The organism is Paenibacillus sp. FSL W8-1187 (assembly GCF_037965485.1).
In the GTDB taxonomy this organism is placed as follows: Bacteria; Bacillota; Bacilli; order Paenibacillales; family Paenibacillaceae; genus Paenibacillus_O; species Paenibacillus_O pasadenensis.
Genome location: NZ_CP150181.1, coordinates 481,605 through 502,302 on the forward strand (window position 1 = coordinate 481,605; position 20,698 = coordinate 502,302).

Sequence of the window (20,698 nt, forward strand, 5' to 3'; positions counted from 1 at the left end):
CCTTTCGGAATTTCCTTGCGGAATCTTCTACTCTATTGGACCACTGAAATAGATTTCAGATAAGGGAGAATATTCCGAGAATCAGGGGCAGATTTTTTGAAGAAAGACGCCGGTTCGTCACGGAACTTCGCGGATGCTATAATCGGGGTGACATTTTTGACGAGACAAGGAGCGAATCATGAGGATCGGATTCCGTACGCTCAAAACCGCCGTCGGCGTCAGCCTGTCGGTGCTGACCGCCCAGCAGCTCGGACTGCTCAACTTCGCCTCCGCCGGCATCCTCACGCTGCTCTGCATCCAGAAGACGAGGCGCCAGTCGTTCAACGCGATCTGGGAGCGGCTGCTCGCCTGCCTCGTCGGCATCGCGGTCTCGGGGCTGGCCTTCGAGCTGGCCGGCTACTACGCGCTGCTGTTCGTGCCCATCTACCTGGTGCTGATCCCGCTGTGCGTCGGGCTGCGCTGCACCGGCGGCATCGCCAGCAGCTCGGTCATCATGATGCATGTGTACATCCACGGCGACCTGACGCTCTCGTTCATCGGCAACGAGCTGGCGCTGATCGCGATCGGCCTCGGCCTGTCGCTCGTCGTCAACCTGTACATGCCGGGCATCGAGCGTCAGGTGATGACCCTGCGGCGGCGCATCGAGGACAACATCGAGCGCATCCTGCGCGAGCTGGCGATCTATCTCAAGGACGGCAGCAGCCTGTGGGACGGCCGCGAGCTGCTGGAGCTCGACAAGCTGCTGGAGCAGGCGCGGGCGCTCGGCGTGCAGGCGACGGAGAACGACTTCAGCGGCCGGCGCAGCCTGTTCTACACCTACTACGAGACGCGAAGGCGCCAGGCCGACATCCTCAAGACGATGATGCCGCTCGTCTCCCAGGTCGACGCGAGGCTGGAGCAGGGCCGCCGCATCGGCGAGTTCCTGGACGATCTGGCCGACCACTGGAACACGATTCCCGGCGGCCGCGACTACCACGAGCGGCTGCGCTCGATCCGCGACTACCACAAGGAGCTTCCGCTGCCCGAGACGCGCGAGGAGTTCGAGACGAGGGCCAGCCTGTACGGCATGGCCAACGAGCTGGAACGGTTCATCCTGACCCTGGCTTAGGGCGTGCTTCCAACATGCCCTAAGGCCGGAGGACGGGGGGCCGTTTTTTTATTTCTTTACTAAAGCATCATGAAACGCTGATCCTCCGCTGAATGAAGTCCCGTACGCTAATGGGCGATGCAACCACAACGGACAGGCAGGAGGAAGCGCATGAGACAGTGGGTACGGAAAGGGCTCGGCATCATGCTGAGCGCCGCGCTGGCGGCCGGCATCGCATGGCCGGGGGCACAGCCGGCGCAAGCCGCGGAGGAGACGCCGCTCAAGCTAGTGGAAGGGGGCGGCAACTGGAAGGTGCTGGTGACGCCGGCCGATCAGGGCAGCGTCTGGAGGGCGGTCTACGACGACTCGTCATGGGGCGCGGGGACAGCTCCGCTCGGCTACCCCGTACAGGCGAGCACGGCGACGTCGAGGTTCGGCGGCATCGCCACGACGATCGGCTACGGGGGCAGCAGCAGCAACAAGTACCTGACGACATATTTCCGCAAGACGGTGCAGCTGAGCGGCGCTGCCGACTACAAGCGCTTCGTCGGCAGCTTCGGCGTCGACGACGGCATGGTGCTGTATGTCAACGGGACGGAAATCGCCCGCTACAACATGCCGGAAGGCCCGATCAGCTACTCGACCCTGTCGGTCGAAGGCAAGTCGGCGCCGCTGTCGTTCTACGACGTCGACCTGACGGACAAGCTGGCCGGCGTCGTCAAGGAAGGCGCCAACGAGATCGCCGTCGAGGTGCATCAGCAGAGCAAAAGCAGCTCCGACCTGTACTTCGACATGGAGCTGCTGGCGTACAAGACGGCGGGGCAGACGCCGGTCGATCCGCCGCAGTCGCCGCTGCCGCAGTCGGTGGCGTTGACGTTCCATGGAGATCCGCGCACCGAGCTGGGCGTCGCCTGGTATACCTATGAGGACTACCCGGGCACGAAGCTGCAGGTCGCCGAGAAGAGCGGCGCTCCGGCGGGAGGCGGCTTCCCGGCGGACAAGGCGCTGACGTTCGAAGGCTCCGCGGAGCGCGTCGAGACGTACCAGACCAAGGCGGACAAAGCCGCCGGCAAGAAAACGGTCTACCAGAGCCACAAGGCAAAGGCGGTCGGCCTGAAGCCGGGCACGGACTATGTGTTCCGCGTCGGCGACGGGGAAGACGGCCATTGGAGCGGCACCGGCTCGTTCCGGACGGAGGCGGCGCAGCCGGAGGCGTTCACGTTCCTGTATACGACGGATTCGCAAGGCACGACCGACGCGGACTTCGTCACCTGGGCGCATACGCTTCAGGAAGGGCTGGACCGGTTCCCGCAGTCGGCGTTCGTCGCCAATACGGGCGACCTGGTGGACAACGGCGACCTCGAGGAGCAGTGGTCCTGGTTCTTCGACAAGCCCAAGGAGCTGCTCATGAGCCGGCCGCTCGTGCCGCTCGTCGGCAACCACGAGTCCAAGAGCTACGGCAACTTCACGCAGCACTTCAACCTGCCGAACCTGTCGCAGACGGGCGCCAAGCCGGACGGCTCGGTGTACTCGTTCGACTACGGCCCGGCGCACTTCATGGTCATCAACACGGAATATTCGCTTGCCGCGAGCAGCGCGGAGTACCAGCAGATCTACCGCAACCAGGTGGAATGGCTGCGCGCCGAGGCGGCCCGCACGGACAAGAAGTGGAAGGTCGTGCTGCTGCACAAGTCGATGTACTCCGTCGCGAGCCATGTGTCGGACAGCGACGTCGTGAGCTTCCGCTCGGAGCTGACCAAGGTGTTCGACGAGATGGGCGTCGACCTCGTGCTCGGCGGCCACGACCATACGTATACGCGCAGCTTCCAGATGCTCGGGGGCGAGGCGCAGAAGGACAAGCTGCCGGATGCGGACGGACAGGTCGTCGATCCGAAGGGCACGCTGTACCTCATCACCAACGCGGCCGGCGACAAGCGCTACAACGTCAAGACCGGCATGGAGTTCCCTTACGCGGCCAAGTACGAGCAGCCGGGCAAGGAGATGTTCACCGGCGTGCAGGTGAGCGACGATTCGATCGGCTTCCAGGCGTACACGACGACGGAGGCGGGCACGACCGATGCTTACGACGCCTACCGCATCAAGCGCACGGACGCCGCTCCGGCGGCGGTGCAGGACGCCCGCTGGTCGGTGAACGCGGACGGCAAGCTGCAGGTGGAATGGAAGGCTCCGGCCGGCGCCGCTCCGACCGCCTACCGCCTCTATGAGCGCAGCGACGCGCTGGGCGCGAACTGGACGGTCACAGTGCCGCATGTCGATGGAAAGACGGCCTACGCTTACGTGCTCGAAGGAGCCGATCCGAAAGGCAAGTACGAGCTTGCCGTCCGCGCCACGGCGGGACGCGGCAACTCTGCCGCGGCGTTCGTTAAGACGAACGCGGAGACGGCGAGCGCGACTCCGACGCCAACGCCGACGGCGAGCGCAAGCCCGACGGCGACGCCAAGCGCAAGCCCGACGACGTCGCCAACGCCGACGTCAAGCACGAGCCCGACGCCGAGCGCAAGTCCGACGGCATCGCCGAGCGCAAGCCCGACGACATCGCCAAGCGCAAGCCCGACGACGTCGCCGAGCGGAACCCCGGCGCCGACTCCGGTCGTCACGCCGACGCCAACGCCGACGCCATTGCCGAGCGCAAGCCCGACGGCAAGTCCGACCCCGGCGCCGACGAGCAGCCCGACCCCGGCGCCATCGGCGCTGCCGTCGGCCACGCCGGCCCCGGCGCCGATCAAGGACGTGCCGGCGACGCACTGGGCGTCCGCAAGCATCCGGCAGGCGATCCAGCTCGGCATCGCCCAAGGCTATGAGGACGGCAGCTTCCGTCCGGACGCCTCGGTCAGCCGCGCGGAGCTGGCGGTGCTGCTGGCGCGGGCGCTGCAGCTTCCGTCGGCCGGCGGACAAGCGGCGTTCAAGGACGCCGCGCAGATTCCGGCCTGGGCGCGCGGCTCCATCGCCGGCGCAGCCGAAGCCGGCCTGATCGGCGGCTACGAGGACGGCAGCTTCCGTCCGGACCGCGCGGTCACGCGCGCGGAGCTGGCCGTGCTGGCCGCCAAGGCGGCCGGCCTGAGCCCGGCCGCCGGCGCTCGGCCGGACTACGCCGACCTGGCGAGCATCCCGGCGTGGGCGCGCCCGTCCGTGGCCGCCCTGCAGCAGGCCGGCCTCATGGGCGGCATCGGCGGCGACCGCTTCGCTCCGACGGCTCCGGTGACGCGGGCGCAAGCCGCCGCGCTGCTGGTGCGGCTGAGCGCGCAGCAAGCGGCCTAGGCCATGCATTGCGCTGGCTCCCCCTTTAAACGCCTTGAAATCCAGATTCGGGTTCACCTATAAATTACACGTCTTAACGTAATGGAGACAAAGCAGCAGCAGAAAGCACCCTGGAGCAGGGTGCTTTCTGCTATCTGTTTAATCTTTGAAATTCCAATACGATTGACTGGAGGAATTTAGGAGCTAAAAAGCGAACTTTGTAGATAAAAAGAACTATGTCTATAGACTCGGGTTCTTTGAAATCTGTCGTATCTTGAGAAACGAGGAGATAGAAGATGGAGTTTTGGATTAAGCCGGAAACGTATTACGCTTATATCGGGGTGATGTTTTGCTTGGCTCTTGGATTTGCCTATCGGATTTATTGGGGCCGTTACTGCAATGCTAAAAAAACTTCAAAGAGCATCGAGCTCAAACTTGAGGAACTTAGAAAAGTAGACTCCACCGAAGAAAGAGTGAAACTTTTAAGCCAGTGGCTGGCGGGGGAAGAAAAACAACCCTACATCAAGGAGTGCGTCTATCCGGCTTGGCAGCGTTACGAAACGCAGTACAACGAGTCTACGAAGCAAGGCAACCCTGTTCTTCCGGATGTTTATGATTATTTTCATGAAGATCTTTTTGTCCATCATTTTGGAAAGAGGAAGCTGGCGGAATTCGTACCGAACACGATATTGGCGATGGGAATCATTGGGACATTTGTGGGTATTGCTGCAGGTGTTGGGGGACTTGATCCTAGCGGAGACTCCACTGCAATGAAACATGGTATTGGTTTGCTTTTAAGTGGGATGGAAGTCAAATTCATTTCCTCGATCGCAGGGATCGCTATTTCTGTTTTATGGCAGTTATTCGATAAGGGCATACTGCACAAGCTTCTTACCACTAGTTTTAGAACGGTAAGAGAATCCATTGACGCGACCTATCCCGTTGAACCGGAAAGCATCGTTTTTAAAAACATGCTAGAGAATCAAGAAAAGCATATGAAGGATTTCCAAACATTCATGTCGGAACGATTGATTCCTGACCTAGTTGAAGGAATGTCCAAGGCGTTGAGTAAGACAGTTGGACAAGATTTGGCTGCAAATCTATCCAGCTCGATCAGTAAGTCTACCGTAGATCAGATGCAGCATTTAAGTGAAGTGCTAGAGAAGACGATGGAATGGCAGAAGCTTGTCCAGCAAGAAATGGTTGGACTCGTCGCCACCGTGCAGCATGCTGCAGGTGTCCAGTCGCAAATGGCGGACAAGACAACGGGGCTTTCTGATGTCTTGCATGGATATACAGATACCTTTACCGAACATCAAAACGTATTGGTTGCAACCGTACATAAACTCACCGAAACCACAGAAAAAAACGCCGAGCTGAACCAGGGCACGGCTGCGCTGCTGGAGCAGATGGCAGGCGAACGAGATCAGTTCCAGAGCAATGTCGAGAGGCTGACGGAACAGACTGCGATGCAGCTGGATGTCCAGCAGCGGCTTAAAGGCAATCTGGAGCATATCGCGAGCACGGCGGAGAGTCATCAGCATCTGGCCGAAACGCTCAAAGTCTACTCCGAGCTGAGCTCAGCAAGCAGCGAACAGATGGGAGAACTCGTCGTTCAGTTCCGGGACGTCACTGCCGTATTGGCCGAAACCACTGGCAAAAACGCCGAGCTGAACCAAGGCACGGCTGCGCTGCTGGAGCAGATGGCAGGCGAACGAGAGCAGTTCCAGAGCAATGTCGAGAGGCTGACGGAGCAGACTGCGGTGCAGCTGGACGTCCAGCAGCGGCTGAACGGCAATCTGGAGCATATCGCGAGCACGGCGGAGAGCCATCAGCATCTTGCCGAAACGCTCAAGGAGCAGGCGGATTTAAGTTCAACCTCCAGCCAGCAGATGGTCGAGCTTGTCGAGCAATTCCAAAAAGTCACGACGATTCTAACGGAAGTCACGGACGGTGCGACACAATTGCTCGGTGAAACATCCGAGGAAAGGAAACGGCTGGACCAGCTCGTACAAGAAATCGAGCAGCAGCTGACGGATCAGCTCTCTCAAATGGACGAGCGCATGGAGACGCTCTCGACATCATGGGGATCCATGAGCGAATCCATGAACAAATCGAGTACGCAGCTGACGAAGTCCATTCACGAATTTTCTCAGAATATGCACGCTGGCATCAGCCATACGTTCAAGCAGTTTGATGAAGAGCTTGCGCGCGCTGTCGATCACCTTGTCAGAGGCGTCGATTCCATGAAGGATGGACTGGAAGAGATGCCGGATACGATTCAGTTGTTGAAGCAGTCCGTTGCCGAAATCAGCAAGCAGATGAATCGCGTAGCTGCTGCGCAGCAAGGGGGATGACGCGTGGCTAGAGGGTACCGCGGATCATTGCGACATGCGTCACGGACGGAAGAGGAGGGAGAGGGATACTGGATTTCGTTTACGGATCTTATGTCTGCTCTCCTGATTGTTCTCGCGCTCGTTCTCATGATCACTATGTATGACAACCAATCCTCATACGAGCAGCAGACAGCGGAGTTGAGCAAGCAAGAAGCGGCAATAGAGGAGAAGAATCAACTGATTGAAGAGATAGTCGGTGTAAAATCTAAAATCATTCAAGAACTGCTTCAAGCCTTTCAGGATTCCGATCTCAACCTGGAAGTCGATAAGCAGACCGGGGCGATCCGCTTCTCGGGAGGCGTTTTCTTTGATCGGAAAAGCAGCGCGGTCAGCGAGAGCGGGAGACAGTATTTGGAGCAATTCATTCCGAAATACAATGCGATCTTGTTGTCGGACCGCTTCCGGGATCAAATCTCGCAAATCATCGTGGAAGGACATACGGATACAGATGGAGGTTATTTATACAATCTCCAGCTATCGCAGGATCGGGCGCTATCTGTCGTTCAGCAAGTATTCGCGCCGGATTTTCCAACATTCAAGTATCAGGATTCTCTTAAGAACGTCATCACGGCAAACGGCCGTTCCTTCAGTGTGCCGATTCGAAATGAGGATGGTTCGATCAATCTAGACAAGTCCAGAAGGGTCGAATTCAAATTCCGCCTGAAGGACGAGCAGCTGCTCGACCGTCTGCAGGGGCTGATGGATCCCCATGGATAAGCTCCCGCAGAACTATGTGTTTAACTTCGTCCCTCATCAGCTCATTCAAGTGACGCGCAGGATCGAAAAAAAATATAAGGGCACAGGGACAGTGGCAGCAAGCCTCATGAATCGGCTGCCTGAATTGCTCGCAGAGATTCGTCTTGCTCCGGTCGATGCCATCGGACAGCTCATCCAAGATTGGCCGGATCGGTATGTCAGGCTGCTGATTCGCCAATGGCCTTATGACGAGGAGTCAGAGCAAGTCCAGCATAAGATAAATCTGATCTTGTCTTCACGGTTTCAGCCGATCTTCGGAATTGAAGCCTGGAGCCGGTTCCAGGAGCAGCCCAGCCATAGATTCGTGCAGGATCTGCTTGTCCTCATCTATCCGAATGACCGCATGTTCAGCAGCCACGGGTCGTTGGAGCATGAGGAGCAGTCGGTTTTCAACGAGGCTTTCCGGCACCCGAATGGGCTGCTGCCTGGACTCGTTTCCGGACTTATTCATTCCCACGCCACCCTTCAAGAGATGCTGAAAGCCCTGAAGGTCAAAGAAGGATCCGAGCTGGATCGTTGCTTGAACTTTGACGTGCTTCAGACAGGGTTATCCATCAAATCTTTTGTCAAGCGCGAAGGAGCAGCTTTTCTGCGGAGCAAGCTAGAACGGTATATATTGTCGGATTATCAGTTGTTGATGAAAGGGTATCTGGAGGCAAGGGAGTATCAGGAGTTTGACAAGATTCTCCTTGATCAAGCTGTTCAGCGGCTGCATGATCCAAGAGAACGCCAAGCGGAGTGGGCGTTTTTGGATGAACAAGCGATGCGGCAGGTAGAAAAATGGCTCAGCGCTCAAGAACTGGACATCATCTTTGAGCATGATGGAAAACGAAGGGCGGAGTACTGGCGAACTTACATGAAGTATATTGAGCTTGTCGTTCGTTTGAAAAACCGGAACGAGCCTATGGCTGCCTTCATCTACTTTGAAAATTTTGTCGTTCTAGAGTTTGGCGAGGTAGGACGGGCATATTTCTACCATCGAGAAGGGTTTGAAAAGTGGATTCAAATTTTGACCAGCACGCCGAACTATCGCTTTGCGGGCAGTCAGGCCAAGACGTTCATGCTCAAAGAAATGTCCGAAATGATGCATGGAGAGCCTTTGTTTATCGAGAGGTTGGGCCATGGCGGTTATTATGAATCCTGGACAGCCAAGTTCAACAGGCATATCCATGCCTATCTGCGTGGGGAATATTCTTATAAGGAGTAATGAACATGGGTTGGCTGAGTCGCTGGAATCGGGACAAGCCCGTTGAACAATTGAAAGCCGTGCATCTGAAGCACGTACTGACGCCGACGGCGGAAGGCCTCGTCATTCACTTGAAACAAGAGGCGACGGGAGAGGCCGTGACCCTCCCGTTGTCGTTGCCTCTGGCCGAATTATTGAAGCAGCCGGAGCTGGAGAGGCTCGAATTGGTCGATGCCCTGTGGTATGACGAGATTCTTGAGCCGCGCGCCGAGAACAGCTATTTGCTGCCGCACGAAGCGCTCGTTTCCGCGCCAAAAGAAGCGAGACGAATTCTCGGCATTCCGGAGCCGGTCAAGCTCTCGTTATCGCTGGACAACGATGGCGCTGTCGGCATGCCGCATTTCAAATTTCAGCCGCACATGGATTATAAAAGCTGGAAAAACCTCCACCGAACAGGAAAACGGAGCGGTCCGTGGCTGACTCTGCCCGATGGACAGACGCTGCTGATCGAGCCACAGCAGACCGCTTTCCTGAATTTGATCGACCATCCTCCGGATGCCATGGATGCCGAGGCGATCTTCCGCTACGTCGCCGAAGTTCGGCGAGAAGCGAAGCGTCTCGGCATTGCCATGAGCAGCTACATTGAGTCGCAGGATTTGCGGATCGTCGATCGACTGGAGCTGGAGGCGGACTATGACGGCAGCCGCATTAAACTTCTTCCGATGCTCCGGGGCGATGACGAGACGAAGCAGGAGCTTCTGGACAAATTGAATGATTCCGGAAAGGCGTATGCGTCGGATGGCCACGGGCAGAAAGTGTTCGTGCTCCCTGGGACGGCAGCAAATGCGGAACGGATCCGCCAGCTTGCTCCGATCCGAGGCGCGGACATCCCTCGCTTCGCGGACAATTCGGAGGCATTCCTGCCGGAGCTGGACCAGCTTGATCTGTCGCTGTTCGGCGAGCGGGTGAAGGCTCTCGGCATTCGGGTCTACCGCGCGCAGCCTTATGTCCATGCAGAGGGCCAGGAGCGCGGCTGGTTCGACTTCGCGGCAGGGGCCTCGATCTTCGATGAGGCTGGCGAGGCTCTGGAGGACATGACATCGCAGCAGTTCAGCGAGCTGGTTGAGGAGGCCAGGGAATCGGGCGAAGAGTTCGTCGACTGGAACGGCAGCTGGGTGCGCGTGCCGAAGGATGCGGAGCAATTCGTCCATGCCGTAGATCAGTTGGAGCAGGCGATACAGCAGCATCCACGCATCGACGTCACAAAGCTCCCTTATATTCTGGAGATCTTCGAAAACATCAGCTCGCTGGAATTCAACAAGCCGATTCTTGATGCGCAGGCGATGCTGGCGGATCAAGGAGCGCTCGACCGCACGCTCCCGCCTTCATTCCAGGCGCAATTGAAGCCGTTCCAATTGGATGGATACATATGGATGAAGTCGCTCTACCTCCGCAATATGGGCGGACTGCTCGCGGACGACATGGGTCTCGGCAAAACGATCCAGGTCATCTCCATGCTCGCTTACCTGCATGAGCAGCAGATGCTGCAGCCGTCGCTGATCGTCGTGCCGAAGTCGCTGGTCCAGAACTGGGTCGGAGAAATCGAACGGTTTGCTCCTGCGCTCCGCTACGGCGTGCTGGTCCACAATAGCAACGATCGGACCAAGTCTCCCGACGTGCTGCGCCGGGCCAACATCGTGCTGGTGACGTACAACACCTTGACGCGCGATCAGCTGCTGCTCGGCCAAGTGCAATGGCAAGCCGTCGTCTGCGATGAAGCGCAGGCGATTAAGAACAGCTCGACGGCAGCGAGCAAGGCGGTAAAGGCGATGCCGGCCCGATTCCGACTGGCGATGACCGGCACGCCGGTCGAAAACAGCTTGATGGATCTGTGGTCGATCATGGATTACGTGCAGCCTGGACTGCTCGGCAGCCTCCATGCGTTCAAGGAGGAGTTCGTTGCGAAGAAGGATGCGACTTCGACGCATGCCGAAGCTGCTGCCGAGCAGAAGCTGGTCGCACGGTTGTCCATGGTGTACAAGCGGCGAACGAAATCCGAGGAGCTGAGCGGCCAGATTCCTTCCAAGACGATCATCGAAGAAAGGGTACGGCTGAGTCCGGAACAATCGGATCTGTACCGCAGCGTGCTGAGTCAGGTCAAGCAGAAGAGCCTTCCGGCTCTGCCTGCCATCCAGCAACTGAAAGCGATCTGCGCTCATCCTGGCCTGCATGATCCGCGATATGAAGACATCGGGCCGGAACGGCTGCCGAAGCTGCAAAAGACGCTCGACCTGATCGAGCGCATCCGGGAGAAGGGGGAAAAGGTGCTCGTCTTCACCGAGCTGCAGCGCGTGCAAGAGCTGCTGCGCCGCTTCATCCGCGAGAAGCATGGCATCAATCCTCCGATCATCAACGGCATGACCGAGCGCCGGCAGGCGATCGTCGACCAGTTCAACCAAAGCGCCGGCTTCAATGTGATGATCTTGTCTCCGCGCGCGGCGGGCACGGGATTGACCATCACTTCGGCCAATCATGTCATCCACTACACCCGCTGGTGGAATCCTGCGGTAGAAAGCCAGGCGACAGATCGCGTCTACCGCATCGGACAGACGAAGCCTGTGTTCGTCTACTATCCGATCGTCGCGGACGAGGACAAGACGCTCCGCAGCGGAACGGTCGAAGAGATCGTGCACGCTCTGCTCGCGGATAAGCAGTCGCTGGCTTCATCCGTCATCGTCTCGAGCCGAAACGCGAACGTGGATGCGGAAGTCATGGCGAGAGCGTTCGAAGCATAGGAGGAATTGCCGAATGGACAAAAACATCATCCTGCATGGCCCGCCGGGAACGGGCAAGACGTACCATACGGTTCTATATGCGGTTGCAATCATTGAAAACAAGCCGCTCGATGTTGTCATCCAGGAACTCAAGACGGATGGATTTGATGGAATCAAAGCCCGGTATGAAGAGTACAAGGAAGAAGGACAGATCGCCTTGACGACTTTTCATCCATCGTATGGGTATGAGGAATTCATCGAAGGAATCAAGCCGCGGCTGCTGAGTGAAGAGCAATCCACTCCATCGAACGGTGAAGTGGGATACGAGATTGTGCCTGGGGTATTCAAGCGGTTCTGCGATAAAGCCGGTCAGCCGGTCATCGAGGCAAGCAACGACTACGGAATCCGACAGAATCCTACGATATGGAAGGTATCTCTCGGGGGTTCGAAAGACAATCCGGTAAAGCGCGACGGTTTTGCAAACAACCGTATTCGCATCGGGTGGGACATGTACGGCGAGCACGTAGACGAAGAGACCGACTACAAGACAAATGGCGGAGAGATGATCATCAAGCGGTTCATCAACGAAATGCGGCGGGGCGATATCGTCCTCACTCTGCATGATGAAGAGACGATAGATGCCATCGGCGTCGTTACCGGTGAATACGCGTGGCTCAGCCAGATGGAGGAGTACAAAAGATCCCGCCCCGTGCGCTGGCTGGTTAAAGATATTCGAGAAAATATCTATGAGCTCAATGGCAACAAGGTAATGACGCTAGGATCTGTTTATCGTCTGAACCGAATTACGCTGGCCGATGTGCAAGGCATGCTGCAGCGCCATCATGCTGGTCAAGCGGAAAAGGCCATCCATCGGAACGATCGCAATTATGTCTTCATCATCGACGAAATCAACCGGGGCAACATCTCTAAACTATTCGGCGAGCTGATTACGCTGATCGAGCCTTCAAAACGGCTTGGGATGCAGGAAGCGCGGGAACTGACCCTCCCCTACTCGCAGGAGCCGTTCGGCGTTCCGGCCAATGTCTACCTGCTCGGCACAATGAATACCGCTGATCGTTCGATCTCCCGACTGGATACAGCTCTACGGCGAAGATTTGCTTTTTCCGAGGTGATGCCGGATCCGAATTGCCTCGGTGCAGTAGAAATCAACGGGGAGCAGCTGAACCTATCGGCGATGCTGGCAGCGATGAATGAGCGGATCGAGGTGCTGTATGACCGGGAGCATACAATTGGCCATGCGTATTTGATCCCCGTGCTGAAGGAGCGGAGCCTGGAGAAGCTGGGGCATGTATTTGAGCATGCGATCATTCCGCTGCTGCAGGAATATTTCTATGACGATGATTCGAAGGTCAGGCTTGTGCTTGGAGACAACAGAAAGCCTGCAGCGGAGCAATTTGTCGTGGAGGAAAAGGTGAATGCCGGCGCGCTCTTCGGAGACCTGGAAGAGGAGGACTTGGGAGAGTTCGTCCGCTATAGAATAAATCGATCGGCGTTCGCACGGCTGAGCGCTTATGTTCAGATTTACTCGCGATGAGAAAGAGATCAGGTGCGGGCAAGGTGTTCACCATCCAGGAGCATGGCCGCTTATGCAAGCATCCGGACGGAGCGGAATACGGCTATACCGTGCTCACGGAAGAACAGTTCGATCCATTGGAGCGCTGGGTTCTGAAGGAAGCGCTGGATGTAGCGGGCCTGTCGAGCCGCAGAGGGATCGGAAAGGTCATCACGGCGAAAAATTACGTCGGGGTCCTGATGCTGCAGGACGGTACGCAGATCGAGATTCTGCCTAAATTATATGGCCAAAGCGTGACGGCATCGGAAACGGTCGTAAAGGACATTTTCCTGCAGATGCTGCAGATGGTACGAGACATTCCGAGCAAGCGTTTTTCTTCGACAGGGCTCGATTCCAGGAAGTTTCCTATTCTCGAGCTGTTCATGCGGATGTTCATCGATGAAGCGGCACTGCTAGTGAAAAGGGGATTGAAGTCGGACTATCGGCAACATCAGAGCAACGAACATTACTATAAAGGCAAGCTTGATGTCTCGCAGCAGATCAAGCATAACGTCGCGTATCGAGAGCGCTTCTTCATTGCGTATGACGAGCTTACGATCGATCGTCCTGAAAATCGGCTGATCAAGGCGACGATCGAACGGCTGCGTAAGATCGCAACAAATGCAGAGGTCCAGAAGAAACTGTCCGTGCTGCTGGAAGCATTCGACCTCATCGACACACCCGTTGATCTTGATCTGGACTGGGAGAGGGTCTCTCTTGACAGGGGCATGCAAGAATATGAACCCATTCTAAGCTGGTGCCGGCTTTTCCTTTCCGATCGGAGCTTTACGCCTTTCAAGGGCGGCGGTGTTGCATATGCGCTGCTGTTTCCTATGGAGAAGCTGTACGAACGCTACATGGCTCGCCTACTTCAAAAGAATCTAGCAGGACTGGACATCCGCATCCGTCTGCAAGATGGCAAGCATCACTTGTTCCAATCCCCGGCCAAGTTCCAGCTGCGACCTGACATTGTACTAGAAGGACGCTCGGGAACTGTCATTGTGGACACGAAGTGGAAGCTGCTTTCGGTCGGCGGCAATTACGGAATTGCACAATCGGATATGTATCAGGCCTATGCGTATGCAAAAAAGTATGATGCCCGACAGGTGGTGCTGCTTTATCCCTGGGTGCCGAATGTGCAGGATGCGAGGGAGCCCCTCGTGTATGAAAGTGGAGATGGCGTTGTCGTGCGGGTCGAGCTCGTGAACCTGACGATGGGAAGCCGCTGTACGGATGAGCTGGCAAGAGAGCTCAGAGAGATCGTCTCCCAATCCAACGCTAATCAAGATATAATTTTCCTATAGCTATGAATAGCTTCATTTCTAATTCCAAGCACTTAGAGGGGAAACATACTACCATGAACCAACCGAACTTATCCGCATTCATCTGGTCCGTCGCCGATCTGCTGCGCGGAGACTATAAGCAGTCCGACTACGGCAAGGTGATCCTGCCGTTCACCGTGCTGCGGCGGCTGGACTGCCTGCTAGAGGAGACCAAGGGGGCCGTTCTCAAGACGAATCAGGAGATGGCTGCCATGGGCGTCAATCCGGAGCCGTTCCTGCTGCGCGAATCGCGTCAGAGCTTTTACAATACAAGCCCGCTCGATATGAAGAAGCTGATGGGCGACCCGGATCATATCCGCGACAACCTGTACAGCTACATCCAGGCATTCTCGCCGGCGGTGCGAGATATCTTCGACCGCTTCGAATTACATATCCAGATCGAGCGGCTGCATAAAGCTGGTCTGCTGTACCAGGTGGCCGAGAAATTCGCCAATACCGACCTGCATCCCGAGCGGGTGGACAACCATCAGATGGGACTCGTCTTCGAGGAGCTCATCCGCAAGTTCGCCGAGATCTCCAACGAGACGGCGGGGGAGCACTTCACTCCGCGCGAAGTCATCCGGCTTATGGTCCATCTGCTGTTCATCGAAGATGACGAAGTGGTGGGCCGGCCCGGCATCGTACGGACGATCTACGACCCGACGGCCGGCACGGGCGGGATGCTGTCGGTGGCGGGAGATTATATCGACGAGCACAATCCGGGCGCTCGCTTGACAATGTTCGGCCAGGAGCTGAACCCGGAGTCGTACGCGATTTGCAAGGCCGACATGCTCATCAAGGGGCAGGATATTTCCAACATCACGTTCGGCAATACGCTGTCCGACGACGGCCACGCGCACAAGAAGTTCGACTACATGCTCTCCAATCCGCCGTTCGGCGTGGAGTGGAAGAAGGTCGAGAAGGAAGTGCGCCAGGAGCATGAGCAGCTCGGCTACAACGGCCGGTTCGGACCGGGGCTGCCGCGCGTGTCCGACGGCTCGATGCTGTTCCTGCTCCATCTGCTCTCCAAGATGCGTCCGGCGAATGAGGGCGGCAGCCGGTTCGGCATCGTCCTCAACGGTTCCCCGCTGTTCACCGGCGGCGCCGGCAGCGGAGAGAGCGAGATCCGGCGCTATGTGCTGGAGAACGATCTGCTCGAGGCGATCATCGCCTTGCCGACGGACATGTTCTACAACACCGGCATCGCGACGTACGTCTGGATCGTGTCCAACCGCAAGCCGGAGCATCGCCGGGGGCAGGTGCAGCTGATCGATGCCAGCGGCATGTGGCAAAAGATGCGCAAGTCGCTCGGCAGCAAGCGCAAGGAATTTTCGGACGAGCATATCGCCGAGATTACGCGCCTGTTCGGCAGCTTCGCGGAGGCGGAGCGGGATGGCAAGCCGGTCAGCCGCATTTTCCGCAACAGCGACTTCGGCTATCGGACGATTACGGTGGAGCGCCCGCTGCGGGATGAGCAGGGCCGGATCGTGCTCGGTCAGAAAGGCAAGCTGAAAGGCAAGCCGCAGCCGGACAGCAGCCTGCGAGACACGGAGAGCGTGCCGCTGAAGGAAGACGTGGAGACGTACTTCCAGCGGGAAGTGCTGCCGCATGTGCCGGACGCGTGGATCGACCACGACAAGACGAAGGTTGGATATGAGATTCCGTTCAACCGGCATTTCTATGTGTTCCAGCCGCCGCGCCCGCTGGAAGAGATCGACGCGGAATTAATGGAGGTCACGGACCGGATCAAGGCGATGCTGGAGGGATTGCGGGCATGAGCTTTCCGCGGTATGAGGAGTATAAAGACAGTGGAGTGGAGTGGCTGGGGGAGATTCCGAGTCATTGGGGGTTTGTTAAAATTGGTCATCATTGCAGGTTGAATGGTGGCGGGACACCTGATAGAGAGAAGTTGGAATACTGGAACGGTGAGATTCCATGGATTACGCCTAAAGACATGAAAGCTGATATTCTTGTAGATTCTGAGGAACGAATAACTGAGCGTGGTCTTCAAAACAGCTCTGCCTCCATTTTAAAAACCAACCAGGTTCTTCTAGTAATGCGTTCAGGCATACTTAAGCATACTCTCCCGGTTGGAATAAATGATGTGGAAACAGCAATTAATCAAGACATTAAAGCATTAGACGTTCAAAAGGCTTGGGCTCCCTTATACTTCATGCGATTTGTGCAAGGATATAATAAAGAATTGCTTTTAGAATGGGGAAAGCAAGGGGCAACGGTAGAAAGTCTTGAAACGAATCTGCTGTTACACACTCGCATTCCTTTGCCTCCAATAGAAGAGCAAAAATTAATTGTAGCTTATTTGGAAGCTGAAGTCAGGGAAATTAATTCATTGATTGGCCAAGCCCAAAAACTCATCGATCTCCTGAAAGAAAAGCGCCAGGCCGTAATCTCCCATGCCGTCACCAAGGGGCTTGACCCTACGGTGCCGATGAAGGATTCGGGAATTGAGTGGCTTGGAGAGGTGCCCGAAGGATGGGAAGTAGTCAAACTGAAGTCATTCATTTTGAAAATGGAATCCGGGAAGAGTGTCAACTCTATTGATTCCCCAGCTCTTAATGGGGAGATTGGGGTCCTTAAAACAAGTTGTGTATATAGTGGACAATTTAATAGGGGAGAAAATAAAATTGTTGTCCCTTCTGAACTTCATCTTGTTTCTTGTCCAGTAATTGAAAACACACTAATAGTTAGCCGGATGAACACACCTGATTTAGTTGGATTCGCAGGACTCGCTTTGAAAAGTGAAGAAAATCTTTATCTTCCGGACAGATTGTGGCAAGTTCACTTTAAGGGTGTATTACCAGCGTTCATTCACTTTTGGACAATGACTCAATATTACAGAAATCAAGTTAAAGTCTCTTGTTCTGGAACAAGCTCAAGTATGCAAAATTTATCTCAAAACGATTTCCGCTCTTTTGTGCTTTCAGTACCATCGACTGAAGATCAAGATAAAATTGTATCTCACCTGAACATTGAATTGGAAAAATACAACGCGCTCATCCACCAAGCCCAAAAATCCATCGCTCTCCTCCAGGAGCGCCGCTCCGCGCTCATCTCCGCCGCCGTCACCGGCAAGATCGACGTGCGCGGCCTCGTGCCGCAGCAAGAGGCGGTGGAGGCATGAGCCTGCACAAGGAGATCGAGTTCGAGAACGAGATCTGCGCCCATCTCGCGGCGAACGGATGGCTCTATGCCGACGGCGACGCGCAGCGCTACGATCGCGAGCGCGCGCTCTATCCCGACGACCTCGTCGCCTGGATCCAGCAGACCCAGCCGCAGGCGTGGGAGGCGCTGGAGAAGACGAACGGAGCGGCGGGCCGCTCCGCGCTGCTGGACCGGCTGCGCAAGCAGCTCGACGACCGCGGCACGCTCGACGTGCTGCGAAGCGGCATCGAGCTGATCGGACTGCGGCAGCCGCTGCAGCTCGCGCAGTTCAAGCCGGCGCTCGGGATGAACCCGGAGCTGCAGGCGAAGTACGCCGCGAACCGGCTGCGCGTCGTGCGGCAGGTGCGCTACTCGAAGCATAACGAGAACGCGCTGGATCTCGTGCTGTTCCTGAACGGCATCGCCGTGGCGACGGCGGAGCTGAAGAGCCAGTTCACCCAATCGGTCGAGGATGCCGTCGACCAGTACCGCTTCGACCGCGAGCCGCAGCCGAAAGGGCGGGAGGCGGAGCCGCTCCTGAGCTTCCCGAGCGGAGCGCTCGTGCACTTCGCGGTCAGCAACCGCGAGGTCCGCATGACGACGAAGCTGCAAGGCGCGGCGACGTCCTTCCTGCCTTTCAACAAGGGGGACGGCGGGGGCGCGGGCAATCCAGTGAACGAATCCGGGCATCGGACGGCCTACCTGTGGGAGGAGGTGTGGGAGCGGGACAGCTGGCTGGAGATTCTCGGCCGCTATCTCGTCACGAAGCGCGACAGCAAGAAGCAGATCGCGGCCGTGCTGTTCCCCCGCTACCATCAGCTCGATGCGACGCGCAAGCTGGTGCAGGACGTGCTCGCGCACGGCCCGGGACAGAAGTATCTGATCCAGCACTCGGCCGGATCGGGCAAGACGAACTCGATCGCCTGGACGGCGCATTTCCTCGCCGACCTGCATGATGCCGGGCAGCGCAAGCTGTTCGACTCCGTGCTCGTCGTCAGCGACCGCACGGTGCTGGACGACCAGCTGCAGGAGGCGATCTTCGACTTCCAGCGCACGACGGGCGTCGTCGCGACGATTAAGGGCGAGTCGCAGAGCAAGAGCGGGGAGCTGGCCAAGGCGCTGAGCGGCGGCAAGAAGATCGTCGTCTGCACGATCCAGACGTTCCCGTTCGCGCTGAAGGCGGTGCAGCAGCTGGCCGCTGCGGAAGGCAAGCGGTTCGCCGTCATCGCCGACGAGGCCCACAGCTCGCAGACCGGCGAGGCCGCATCCAAGCTCAAGCAGCTGCTGTCGGCGGAAGAGGTCCGCGAGCTGCAGGACGGCGGAGAGGTCAGCGTCGAGGACCTGCTGGCCGCCCAGATGGCGGCTCGCGCGCGCGAGTCGGGCATCACGTACATCGCCTTCACCGCGACGCCCAAGGCCAAGACGATGGAGCTGTTCGGCCGCCGCCCCGATCCGGCAGCCCCGGCGGGTCCGGACAATCTGCCGGCGCCGTTCCATGTGTACTCGATGCGCCAGGCGATCGAGGAGCGCTTCATCCTGGACGTGCTGCGCAATTATACGCCTTACAGCATGGCGTTCAAGCTAGCGGCGGCCGGACAGGAGTGGGACGAGCAGCAAGTGGCGCGCAGCGAGGCGATGAAGGGCATCATGCGCTGGGTCCGCCTGCATCCGTACAACATCTCGCAGAAGGTGCAGGTGGTCGTCGAGCATTTCCGCGAGAACGTCGGTCCGCTCCTGAGCGGCCATGCGAAAGCGATGGTCGTCGTCGGCAGCCGCCTCGAAGCGGTCCGCTGGCAGCTGGCCATCGAGAACTATATCAAGAGCCAGGGCTACCGGATGGGGACGCTGGTCGCCTTTTCCCAGGAAGTGAGCGATCCGGAGTCGAGCCCCGACCCGGTGACGGAGAACAGTTCGCTGCTCAATCCGAACCTGAGAGGACGGGACATCCGCGAGGCGTTCGCGACCGACGAGTACCAGGTGCTGCTCGTGGCCAACAAGTTCCAGACGGGCTTCGACCAGCCGCTGCTGTGCGGCATGTATGTCGATAAGCGGCTCGCGGGCATCCAGGCCGTGCAGACGCTGTCGCGGCTGAACCGGGCTTACAACGGCCCCTACGGCAAAAAGGACGCGACCTACATCCTCGACTTCGTCAACGATCCGGAGGAGATTCTGGCTGCGTTCAAGACGTATCACGACACAGCCGAGCTGCTGGACGTGACGGATCCGAATCTCGTGTACGATCTGCGAGCCAAGCTTGACGCCGCCGGCCATTACGATCAGCATGAAGTCGAGCGCGTCGTGGCGGTCGAGATGAATCCGGCGGCATCGCAGTCGGAGCTGGTCGCGGCGATCGAGCCGGTGGCCGATCGGCTGCTTAAGCGGTACAAGGCTGCCCAGGAAGAACGGCGGCTGGCGGCTGCGGCGAAGGACGAGAAGAGGGAGAAGGAAGCGCGGGACGCGATGAACGTGCTGGTGTTGTTCAAGCGGAACCTGGGCGCCTATCTGCGTGTCTACAACTTCCTGTCGCAGATCTTCGACTACGGCAATACGGACATCGAGAAGCGGGCGATCTTCTTCAAGCGGCTGCTGCCGCTGCTGGAATTCGGCCGGGAACGCGAGACGATCGACGTGTCGAGCCTGGAGCTGACCCACCACAAGCTGAGGAACAAGGGCAAGCGCGACATGCGGCTCGGCGACGGAGAGGGCGACAAGCTCAAGCCGCTGACGGACGTTGGAGAAGGCGAGCTGCGGGATCCGGAAAAAGCGCTGCTGGCGGAGATCATCGAAGGCGTCAACAAGCTGTTCAGCGGAGAGCTGACCGACGAGGACAAGCTCGTCTATGCCAATCAGGTCATCAAGGGCAAGCTGCTGGAGTCGGATATCCTCATGCAGCAGGCGGCCAACAACACGAAGGCGCAGTTCGACAACTCTCCGGATCTGAATCAGGAAATTATGAATGCGATCATCGATGCATTCAAGGCGCACAACGCGATGAGCAAGCAGGCGCTCGATTCGGAAAAGACCCGGCAAGGATTGAAAGAGATCCTGCTCGGTCCAGGCCGTCTGTATGAATCGCTGCGGTCCCGCGCGGCAGAAAAAGCGGCTGTCGCCGTAGAAGACCGCTATCCGCTTCCAGGCTGGAGCCACTCCCAAGCTGCGGATGGAAAGAAAAGCTACGAATAAA

At 57.6% G+C, this 20,698-nt stretch carries 11 protein-coding genes; all 11 read left to right on the top strand.

What is annotated here, in order from left to right:
- Positions 1 to 178: 178 nt before the first annotated feature.
- The 11 genes from NYE40_RS02220 to NYE40_RS02270 all read left to right on the top strand — a co-directional run bounded on the left by NYE40_RS02220 (position 179) and on the right by NYE40_RS02270 (position 20,697).
- Complete coding sequence (locus NYE40_RS02220) at positions 179 to 1,108, top strand: aromatic acid exporter family protein (protein WP_043111469.1); 930 nt, start codon at positions 179 to 181, stop codon at positions 1,106 to 1,108.
- Between the two features lie 150 nt (positions 1,109 to 1,258).
- A complete protein-coding gene (locus tag NYE40_RS02225) occupies positions 1,259 to 4,366 on the top strand; it encodes an S-layer homology domain-containing protein (RefSeq protein WP_339279229.1) in 3,108 nt (1,035 codons plus the stop codon).
- A gap of 275 nt (positions 4,367 to 4,641) precedes the next feature.
- Entirely contained in the window at positions 4,642 to 6,702 is a 2,061-nt protein-coding gene (locus tag NYE40_RS02230; protein WP_339279230.1) for a hypothetical protein, read from the top strand.
- Between the two features lie 177 nt (positions 6,703 to 6,879).
- On the top strand, positions 6,880 to 7,458 hold the full coding sequence (locus NYE40_RS02235) for an OmpA family protein (protein WP_180968432.1): 579 nt from the start codon (positions 6,880 to 6,882) through the stop codon (positions 7,456 to 7,458).
- On the top strand, positions 7,451 to 8,704 hold the full coding sequence (locus NYE40_RS02240; protein WP_101808416.1) for an EH signature domain-containing protein: 1,254 nt from the start codon (positions 7,451 to 7,453) through the stop codon (positions 8,702 to 8,704). Before NYE40_RS02235 ends, NYE40_RS02240 begins: the two co-directional genes overlap by 8 nt.
- Before the next feature lie 5 nt (positions 8,705 to 8,709).
- Positions 8,710 to 11,478: a DEAD/DEAH box helicase gene (locus NYE40_RS02245; protein ID WP_180968433.1), complete on the top strand. Its 2,769-nt coding sequence runs from the start codon at positions 8,710 to 8,712 to the stop codon at positions 11,476 to 11,478.
- Between the two features lie 13 nt (positions 11,479 to 11,491).
- Positions 11,492 to 13,012, top strand: coding sequence for an AAA family ATPase (locus NYE40_RS02250; protein ID WP_219623321.1), 1,521 nt, complete (start codon positions 11,492 to 11,494; stop codon positions 13,010 to 13,012).
- Between the two features lie 23 nt (positions 13,013 to 13,035).
- Complete coding sequence (locus NYE40_RS02255; protein ID WP_180968434.1) at positions 13,036 to 14,334, top strand: McrC family protein; 1,299 nt, start codon at positions 13,036 to 13,038, stop codon at positions 14,332 to 14,334.
- A 53-nt stretch (positions 14,335 to 14,387) separates the two neighbouring features.
- Entirely contained in the window at positions 14,388 to 16,130 is a 1,743-nt protein-coding gene (locus NYE40_RS02260; protein ID WP_101808420.1) for a class I SAM-dependent DNA methyltransferase, read from the top strand.
- Positions 16,127 to 17,494 carry a restriction endonuclease subunit S gene (locus NYE40_RS02265; RefSeq protein ID WP_101808421.1) on the top strand — a complete coding sequence of 456 codons (1,368 nt, stop codon included), beginning with the start codon at positions 16,127 to 16,129 and terminating at the stop codon, positions 17,492 to 17,494. The genes NYE40_RS02260 and NYE40_RS02265 overlap by 4 nt, the downstream gene beginning before the upstream one ends.
- The gene (locus NYE40_RS02270) at positions 17,491 to 20,697 is read left to right on the top strand and encodes a type I restriction endonuclease (RefSeq protein ID WP_101808422.1); all 3,207 of its coding nucleotides are present in this window, start codon (positions 17,491 to 17,493) and stop codon (positions 20,695 to 20,697) included. The genes NYE40_RS02265 and NYE40_RS02270 overlap by 4 nt, the downstream gene beginning before the upstream one ends.
- Position 20,698: the final 1 nt, after the last annotated feature.

Excerpts from the sequence above, each read along its gene's own strand:
- NYE40_RS02220 (WP_043111469.1), top strand. The coding sequence starts at position 179 with ATGAGGATCGGATTCCGTACGCTCAAAACCGCCGTCGGCGTCAGCCTG.
- NYE40_RS02225 (WP_339279229.1), top strand. The coding sequence starts at position 1,259 with ATGAGACAGTGGGTACGGAAAGGGCTCGGCATCATGCTGAGCGCCGCG.
- NYE40_RS02230 (WP_339279230.1), top strand. The coding sequence starts at position 4,642 with ATGGAGTTTTGGATTAAGCCGGAAACGTATTACGCTTATATCGGGGTG.
- NYE40_RS02240 (WP_101808416.1), top strand. The coding sequence starts at position 7,451 with ATGGATAAGCTCCCGCAGAACTATGTGTTTAACTTCGTCCCTCATCAG.
- NYE40_RS02245 (WP_180968433.1), top strand. The coding sequence starts at position 8,710 with ATGGGTTGGCTGAGTCGCTGGAATCGGGACAAGCCCGTTGAACAATTG.
- NYE40_RS02250 (WP_219623321.1), top strand. The coding sequence starts at position 11,492 with ATGGACAAAAACATCATCCTGCATGGCCCGCCGGGAACGGGCAAGACG.
- NYE40_RS02260 (WP_101808420.1), top strand. The coding sequence starts at position 14,388 with ATGAACCAACCGAACTTATCCGCATTCATCTGGTCCGTCGCCGATCTG.
- NYE40_RS02265 (WP_101808421.1), top strand. The coding sequence starts at position 16,127 with ATGAGCTTTCCGCGGTATGAGGAGTATAAAGACAGTGGAGTGGAGTGG.
- NYE40_RS02270 (WP_101808422.1), top strand. The coding sequence starts at position 17,491 with ATGAGCCTGCACAAGGAGATCGAGTTCGAGAACGAGATCTGCGCCCAT.